Below are 7,970 nucleotides of genomic sequence, written 5' to 3'. Positions count from 1 at the left end.
TTGGAGGATCCGATCCTGCGCGGCCAAATCGCGTCGTTCGAGATCGACGAGGCCGCGCTCGCCGCCGCCGCCGAGCGCATGGTCGATCTCGCCAAGGCAGGGCAGGGCCACCCGGCGTTCTCCTCGGCGATGAAATATTACGGCACCGAGCTCAACAAGCGCCGCCACGAGATCCTGATGTCGGCCGGCGGCATCGACGCGCTGGAATGGGAGAGCGAACGCTCGCGCGGCGGCGCGCGGCCACGCGCATGGCTGCGCACCAAGGCCAATTCGATCGAGGGCGGCACCTCTGAGGTGATGCTCGGCATCGTCGCCAAGCGCATTCTCGATCTGCCGGGGGCGTGATGCGCTTCCAACTCTTTTCCGTCATTTCGGGGCGCAACGCGGTTGCGAGCCCGGAATGACGATCGCAGTTTAGTTAAAGCACCCGGAAGCATCTCATGGCCCTCGTCCTCACCGAAGAACAATCCCTGCTCCGCGACAGCGCGCGCGGCCTGATCTCCGACAAGGCGCCGGTGTCACATCTGCGGCACTTGCGCGATTCCAGGGACGCCACCGGCTTCTCCCGTGAACTCTGGAAGAGTTTCGCCGAGATGGGTTTCATGGGATTGCTCGTGCCGGAGCAATTCGGCGGCAGCGGGCTCGGCTGCGTCGAGGCCGGCGTGGTGATGGAGGAGATCGGCCGCACCTTGATGCCGTCGCCGTTCCTGTCCACCGCCGTGCTCGCGGCGTCGGCGTTGTCGCGTGGCGGCAGCGCCGCTCAGAAGTCGGAGCACCTGCCGAGGATTTCCGCGGGCGATCTCGTCGCCGCGCTCGCGGTCGATGAAGGCACCAAACATCGCCCGCTGCAGACCAGCCTGAAGGCGGAGCGGTCCGGCAACGGCTTCAAATTGAACGGCGCCAAGGCGTTGGTGGTCGACGGCCATGTCGCCGATCTCCTGATCGTCGCGGCCCGCACATCGGGCGCGGCCGGCGAGCGCGACGGCGTGACGCTGTTCCTGATCGATCCGAAGGCCAAGGGCGTGGCGACGGAGCGCACCATCATGGTCGACTCCCACAACGCCGCCCGCATCGAGTTCGCCGATGTCGAGGTCGACGCCGACAGCGTGCTCGGTGAGATCGACCAGGGTTTTGCCCTGCTCGACGGCGTGCTCAACATCGGCCGCGGCGCGGTCGCCTCCGAGATGGTGGGGCTCGGCGAGGAGGTGTTTTCGCGCACCGTCTCCTATCTCAGGGAGCGCCGGCAGTTCGGCAAGCGCATCGGTGAATTCCAGGCGCTGCAGCACCGGGCCGCGCAGCTCTATATCGACATCGAGATCACCCGCGCCGCGGTGCTGAAGGCGCTGCAAACGCTCGACAAGGACGTGGCCGGCGCGACCGCCGCGGTTGCGGTGGCGAAAGCCCGCGCCGGCGCGACAGCCGTCCGCGCCGTGCAGGAAGGCGTGCAGATGCATGGTGGCATGGGCATGACGGACGCGTTCGACATCGGCTTCTTCATGAAGCGCGCCCGGGTCTGTGAGGAACTGTTCGGCGACGCCAATTTCCACGCGGATCAATTGGCCCGCTTAAGGAGCTATTGAGCTGGCGTAGGGTGGGCCAAGGGCGCGCAGCGCCTGTGCCCACCATTCTCTCGACAGCATCGCTCTGAATGGTGGGCGCGCTCCCGCCCCCGCTCTCCGAGCGACGGCAGGAGCTCGGCCCACCCTACGGCTCATGTTACGACACCGTGCTTGGTGTCACCTGATCGGTGGGGCATACATGATGCCGCCGGCGTTCCAGAGCTGGTTCATGCCGCGCGGGATGTGCAGCTTCGACTCCTCGCCGACGTTGCGGTCGTAGACCTCGCCGTAATTGCCGACATGGCGGATGATGCGCACCGCCCAGTCCTTGGAGAGCCCGAGGTCCTCGCCGTAAGAGCCCTCATTGCCGACCAGCCGCATGACGTCGGGCTTCTTCGACTTCAGCGCCTCGTCGATGTTCTTGGAGGTGACGCCGAGCTCCTCGGCGTTGACCATCGCATAGAGCGTCCATTTGACGATCATCATCCAGTCGTCGTCGCGTTGGCGCACCACGGGCGCCAGCGGCTCCTTGGAGATCACGTCGGGCAGGATCACCTGGTCGTTCGGCTTCGACAGATTGAGCCGCAGCGCATAGAGCTGGGAGACGTCGGCGGTGAAGGTGTCGCACTTGCCCTCGTCATAGGCCTTCAGCACCTGGTCGAGCTGCGGGAACTTGACCTCTTCGTACTTCATGTTGTTGGCGCGGAAATAGTCGGCGAGGTTGAGCTCGGTCGTGGTCGCCGCCTGCACGCAGACCTTGGAGTTGTCGAGGCTGAGCGCGGAATCGACGTTGCGCGAACGCGGCACCATGAAGCCCTGGCCGTCGTAATAGGCGACCGCCGGGAAATAGAGATCAAAATTCTGCTCGCGCGACATGTCCCAGGTCGAGTTGCGGGAGAGGATGTCGACCTTGCGGCTCTGCAATTCCTTGAAACGCTCATTGGCGTCGAGCGGGACGAACTTCGCCTTGCTCGGATCGTCGAAGATTGCCGCGGCCACCGCACGGCAGAAGTCGACGTCGAAGCCGGTCCAGTTGCCCTTGTCGTCGGGAATCGAGAAGCCGGGCAGGCCCTTGTTGACGCCGCAATAGACCTCGCCGCGCCGCACCGTGCGCTTCAGCGTGCGGGTGTCGTAGAGCTCGTAGGTGACGGCGGCGGCCGCGACCAGCACGGCGATCGCGAGCCCGATCAGCAGGCCGCCTCGGAATGTGCGCATCATGGATGTCTCGCAATGACCAAAGGAAGGAGCGGGATGAGGGGTTGCGTGGGGTTCTTACAATTCCGGCTTCTGCCGCACCACGACCTTGGTGCCGACCGGGACGCGGTCATAGAGGTCGGAAACGTCGGCATTGACCAGGCGGAAGCAGCCGGAGGAGATTTTGGTGCCGATGGTCCAGGGCTGGTTGGTGCCGTGAATGCGGTAGACCGTGGTGCCGAGATACATCGCGCGTGCACCGAGCGGGTTGCCGGGGCCGCCGGCCATGAAGCGCGGCAGATAGGGCTGGCGCTGGATCATCTCAGGCGGCGGGGTCCAGTCGGGCCACTCGGCCTTCTTGGTGATGTTCAAGAGACCCTGCCACTGGAAGCCGTCGCGGCCGACGCCGATGCCGTAGCGCATCGCGCGGCCGCCGGGCTGGACGAGATAGAGATGACGCTCGGCCGTGGAGATGATGATCGTGCCCGGCGGCTCCGTGGTGCGGTAGTACACCATCTGCTTCTGCCATTCGGGATCGGCCTGAAAGGAATCGTCGGCGACGAGGCCGGGCTGATCGCCGGGATCCTGGGGCTGCTGGGCGAGGCTAGCCGAGGTGGAAAGAGCGAGACCGCTCGCGCCGATCAACGACAAGATCAGGTGACGCCACTTCGTCATTCACAATTCTCCTCGTTGCCGCGGGCAACTTCTATCACTGTTTGGCAAAACACGGGAACCACGAAAATTCGCATTCAGCTTCATGGCGCCTCTGTGGCGGACCGAAATCAACCCGGCCTCATCGCGGCGCCAGCCACAAGTGCAGGCCGAAGGCGACGACGGCGATGCTTGCGACGCCTGCAAGCCAGAGCGCGGCGAACCACAAGAGCCGCCGCGCGAGCGGCCTCGGTGTTTCCTGGGGCGACATCAATGGTAGCCGCTCCCCGGCGTGACCTTGCCGCGAAACACCCAATAGGCCCAGCCGGTATAGGCGAGGATCAGCGGGATCAGCAAGCCGACGCCGACCAGCATGAAGAGCTGGCTGTTCTCCGGCGCCGCGGCCTGCCAGATCGTGATGCTCTGCGGCACGATATAGGGATACATGCTGACGCCGAGCCCGGCATAGGACAGCGCGAACAGCGTCAGCGACAGCACGAAGGGCTGGTTGTCGAATCGATGCGCGAGGCTGCGCAGCAGCAGCACCGCGACGGTGGCGACTGCGATCGGCACCGGTGCCGTCAGGACGATGCTTGGCCAGGCGAACCAGCGGTGCGCGTATTGGATATGCAGGAACGGGGTGGCGATGCTGACGGCGCCGATCGCGAGCAGCATCGCGAACAGGAGATACCAGCACAATTGATAGGCCCTGTCGCGAACCTCGCCGTCGGTCTTCAGCACCAGCCAGGTGGCGCCGAGCAGCGCATAGCCGGCGACGAGGGACACGCCGGTCAGCAGGCTGAACGGCGTCAACCAGTCCCACCAGCCGCCGGCATAGTGCCGCCCCTCGACGTGGATGCCCTGCAGGATCGCGCCGAGCGCAATCCCTTGCGCCAGCGCGGCCAGCAGTGAGCCGCCGAAGAAAGCGATATCCCAGCGGTTGCGGGCGGCGGTGGTGCGCCAGCGGAATTCGAAGGCCACGCCACGGAAGATCAGCCCGATCAGCATCGCGATGACAGGTGTGTAGAGCGCCGGCAGCAGCACCGCATAGGCGAGCGGAAATGCCGCCATCAGGCCGCCGCCGCCGAGCACGAGCCAGGTCTCGTTGCCGTCCCACACCGGCGCCACGGTGTTCATGACGAGATCGCGCTCCGCCTTGGCGGGGAACAGCGGAAACAGGATGCCGAGCCCGAGATCGAAGCCGTCCATCACCACATAGATGAACACGGCCAGCGCGATGATGAACGCCCAAAGGGTGGCGAGGTCGACCGCGCCGCTCATCGCGCGACTCCTTCCACCGCCGGCGTGATGCCTCCGGCGCGCGCCGGCACGTCGGTCGGCGGACCGGCTTCGCCGGGATATGGCGGCTGCGCCATCAGGCGGAGAATGTAGGTCGCCCCGGCGATGAACACGATGAAGTAGACGATGGCGAAGGCGATCAGCGAGGAGCCGACGGCGGGAGCGGCCAGCGGCGAGGTGGAGTCGGCGGTTCGCAGCAGGCCGTAGACCGTGAAGGGCTGGCGTCCGGTCTCGGTCACGAACCAGCCCGCGAGCACGGCCACGAAGCCGGCCGGTCCCATCAGGATCGCGAACCGATGCAGCAGCCCCCAGTGATAGAGCGTGCCGCGCCAGCGCGCCCAGAGTGCGAGCAGGCCGAGGCCGAACATCAGGAAGCCGAGACCGACCATGATGCGGAAAGCCCAGAAGGTCACCGGCACCGGCGGCCAGTTTTCGCGCGGCACGGTGTCGAGCCCGGCCATCGGCGCGTTCATGTCGTGCTTGAGGACGACCGAGCCGAGCTTGGGAACTTCGACCGCATATTTGACCCTGGCCTCGTCCATGCTCGGCAGGCCGAACAGGATCAGCGGCGCGCCGTCGGCATGGCTCGTGAAATGGCCCTCCATGGCCATGATCTTCACCGGCTGATGTTCCAGCGTGTTGAGCCCGTGCTGGTCGCCGGCGAGAATCTGGATCGGCGCCACGATCGTCGCCATCCACATCGCCATCGAGAACATGACGCGCGGGCCGGCGAGGTGCTGGTCGGCGAGCAGGTGATAGGCGCCGACCGCGCCGACCACGAGCGCGGTGGTGAGATAGGCGGCCAGCACCATGTGGACCAGACGATAGGGAAAGGAGGGATTGAAGATCACCCCGAGCCAGCTCGCGGCCACGAACTGGCCATCGGCATTGACGGCATAACCGGCCGGCGTCTGCATCCAGGAGTTGGCCGACAGGATCCAGAACGCCGAGATCAGCGTTCCCGTCGCGACCATGAGCGTGGCGAGAAAATGCAGACGCGGTCCGACCCGTTTCAGGCCGAACAGCATGACGCCGAGGAAACCCGCTTCGAGGAAGAACGCGGTCATCACCTCATAGGCCATCAGCGGCCCGATCACGGGACCGGCCTTGTCGGCATAGGCCGACCAGTTGGTGCCGAACTGGTAGGACATCACGATGCCGGACACCACGCCCATGCCGAAGGCGATTGCGAAGATCTTGAGCCAGTAGTTGAACAGATTGAGGAAAATCTCGCGCCCGGTCGCGAGCCACAGCGCTTCCAGCACCGCAAGGTAGCTGGCAAGGCCGATCGAGAAGGCCGGAAAGACGATGTGGAAGGACATCGTGAAGGCGAATTGCGCCCGGGCCAGAACGACCGGATCAAAGCCCCACATCATCAGCGCACGCTCAACCCTCACCGCCACCGGTCGTTGGTTAGCACACCGCGGATGGCAGGGGCATCACATCTGTGCGGAAAACACGGCCGAAGGCGCCAGCGGAGTGAAAAAGCAGAACGGCCCGGAGGAGGGGGCATCCTGTCCGGGCCGTTCAGGCAACTTGGGAGGTTTGGAAAGCAACGAATATCTGTGTAGCAGGCAATCGTTTCGGGGTTATTTCACCGTTTGTTTCAATTGTTTCGTCCGTCGCCGGTTCCGAGCCGCCCGCTCAGGCGGCCAGGGTGTCGATGCCGGCGCACCTCAGCAGCTCGGCGAGCTGCTTGCGGGCATAGAACATGCGGGTCTTCACCGTGCTCTGGGGAATGCCGATGATCGCGCCGACCTCCTCCACCGACTTCTCGTGATAGTAGACGAGGTTGATGATCTCCCGATGTGCCGGCGACAGTTTTGCAACACAGGCGCGCAGGATCTCGCTGGTGGAGGCGCGCTCGAGCGAGGATTCCGGCGTGTCGGCCTGGTCGGCGATCTCCAGCACTTCATCCTGGTCGATGTCCTCGAACCGGCGCTGGCGCAGCGAGGTCAGCGCCTTGAAACGAGCGATCGACAACAGCCAGGTGGAGACCTGCGAGCGGCCTTCGAACTGGCGCGCGGTGCGCCAGACGTCGAGGAAAACCTGGCTGACCAGATCCTCGGCCATCGTGGTGTCGCGCACGATTCGCAGAATGAAGCGATAAACCCGGACATTGTGCCGCGAGTAGAGGATGTGCATCGCGGTGCGGTTGCCGTCGGCGATGCTTGCCAGAAGCATTTCGTCCGACGTCGCCTGGGCGGCAACGATGCTGTCGCGGGCTGCGGCATTGATGGCGACGACGTTCTGCATGACGGGCTCCCGGTTCGCCGCTGCTGCGGCGCTTCGTTAGGCCGATTTGTTAATGATGCCCGGTTTCTGGACGTCTGCACGAAAGCGGGAAAATGGTTTCACGGGTAAGGAGAATTGTTTCGCGACAGTGCCCGCGACGAAACACTCAAGGCAAAAATGTGAACATCTCCAAAGTGCGCTAAATTGGCGCCAAAGCTGCCGCGAAATCGTCGGGCTTCAGCCGGCCGCAGGCCGCGTCAGGCTTTCTCGCCGGCCGGCGAGAACAGATAGCCGCCGCCGCGAATGGTGCGGATTACCGCCGGCTTGGTCGGATCGGGTTCGATCTTGCGGCGGATGCGCATGATCCGGAGATCGACGGCGCGGTCGAAGGCTTCGGCGTCCCGGGCATTGGCCAGCTCCAGCAGCCGCTCGCGCGACAGCACCCGCTTCGGGTTGGCGGCAAACACCTTGAGCAGGCCGAATTCGGACGCGGTCAGGGGATGCTCGTTGCCCTCGTCGTCGCGCAGCGCCTGCGCCTCGAGGTCGAGCCATTTGGTGCCGAACCGCACCAGCTGCTCCTTGACCGGCTTGGCGGTGCTGGGCTCCGCGGTCGCAACGGGCTTCTGCGGCGCGCTGCGGCGCAGCACCGAGCGGATGCGCGCCATCAATTCCCGCAGCTCGCAGGGTTTTGCCACGTAGTCGTCGGCGCCGAGCTCGAGGCCGACCACGCGGTCGATCGGGCTCGCCGTCGCCGTCAGCATGATGATCGGTACGTTGGTACGGCGCTTGAGGTCGCGGACGATCGAAAGCCCATCCTCCTCGGGCATGTTGAGGTCGAGCACCACGAGGTCGGGCACGCCGGTCTCGATCGCGCCGCGCAGGCTCTTGCCGCCGTCGCACAGCGTCACCGTGAAGCCGTGCATCTTGAGGTACTCGCCGACCATTTCGCGCGCCGGCGCCTCGTCGTCGACAATGATGATGTGAGGGCTTTGGGTCATGTCGCGGCGACTCCGTCGGGCAGCGTCACGGTGA

At 65.1% G+C, this 7,970-nt stretch carries 9 protein-coding genes; 2 read left to right on the top strand and 7 right to left on the bottom strand.

Annotated features, from left to right (window positions below; all coding sequences use genetic code 11):
• Positions 1-345 (top strand): acyl-CoA dehydrogenase family protein (locus JOY90_RS05920; RefSeq protein WP_291690215.1); only part of this gene is annotated, 345 nt, incomplete at its 5' end.
• Between the two features lie 95 nt (positions 346-440).
• Positions 441-1,580, top strand: coding sequence for an acyl-CoA dehydrogenase (locus JOY90_RS05915; protein ID WP_291690214.1), 1,140 nt, complete (start codon positions 441-443; stop codon positions 1,578-1,580).
• A 156-nt stretch (positions 1,581-1,736) separates the two neighbouring features.
• Here the strand turns inward: JOY90_RS05915 and JOY90_RS05910 are convergent, their stop codons facing one another.
• The 7 genes from JOY90_RS05910 to JOY90_RS05880 all read right to left on the bottom strand — a co-directional run bounded on the left by JOY90_RS05910 (position 1,737) and on the right by JOY90_RS05880 (position 7,936).
• Complete coding sequence (locus tag JOY90_RS05910) at positions 1,737-2,774, bottom strand: amino acid ABC transporter substrate-binding protein (protein ID WP_291690217.1); 1,038 nt, start codon at positions 2,772-2,774, stop codon at positions 1,737-1,739.
• 57 nt (positions 2,775-2,831) lie between these two features.
• Positions 2,832-3,428, bottom strand: a complete 597-nt coding sequence (locus tag JOY90_RS05905) for a L,D-transpeptidase (RefSeq protein WP_291690213.1) — start codon at positions 3,426-3,428, stop codon at positions 2,832-2,834.
• Positions 3,429-3,546: 118 nt separating this feature from the next.
• Entirely contained in the window at positions 3,547-3,675 is a 129-nt protein-coding gene (locus JOY90_RS05900; protein ID WP_291690212.1) for a DUF2474 domain-containing protein, read from the bottom strand.
• Entirely contained in the window at positions 3,675-4,685 is a 1,011-nt protein-coding gene (gene cydB, locus JOY90_RS05895; RefSeq protein WP_291690211.1) for a cytochrome d ubiquinol oxidase subunit II, read from the bottom strand. Before cydB ends, JOY90_RS05900 begins: the two co-directional genes overlap by 1 nt.
• Entirely contained in the window at positions 4,682-6,079 is a 1,398-nt protein-coding gene (locus tag JOY90_RS05890; protein WP_291690216.1) for a cytochrome ubiquinol oxidase subunit I, read from the bottom strand. Before JOY90_RS05890 ends, cydB begins: the two co-directional genes overlap by 4 nt.
• Positions 6,080-6,347: 268 nt before the next feature.
• On the bottom strand, positions 6,348-6,959 hold the full coding sequence (locus JOY90_RS05885; protein ID WP_291690210.1) for a sigma-70 family RNA polymerase sigma factor: 612 nt from the start codon (positions 6,957-6,959) through the stop codon (positions 6,348-6,350).
• A gap of 236 nt (positions 6,960-7,195) precedes the next feature.
• A complete protein-coding gene (locus tag JOY90_RS05880; RefSeq protein ID WP_291690209.1) occupies positions 7,196-7,936 on the bottom strand; it encodes a response regulator in 741 nt (246 codons plus the stop codon).
• Positions 7,937-7,970: the final 34 nt, after the last annotated feature.

This window comes from Bradyrhizobium sp. (assembly GCF_019242285.1).
GTDB lineage: Bacteria > Pseudomonadota > Alphaproteobacteria > Rhizobiales > Xanthobacteraceae > Bradyrhizobium.
This window is presented reverse-complemented; position numbering and strand designations above follow the sequence as displayed.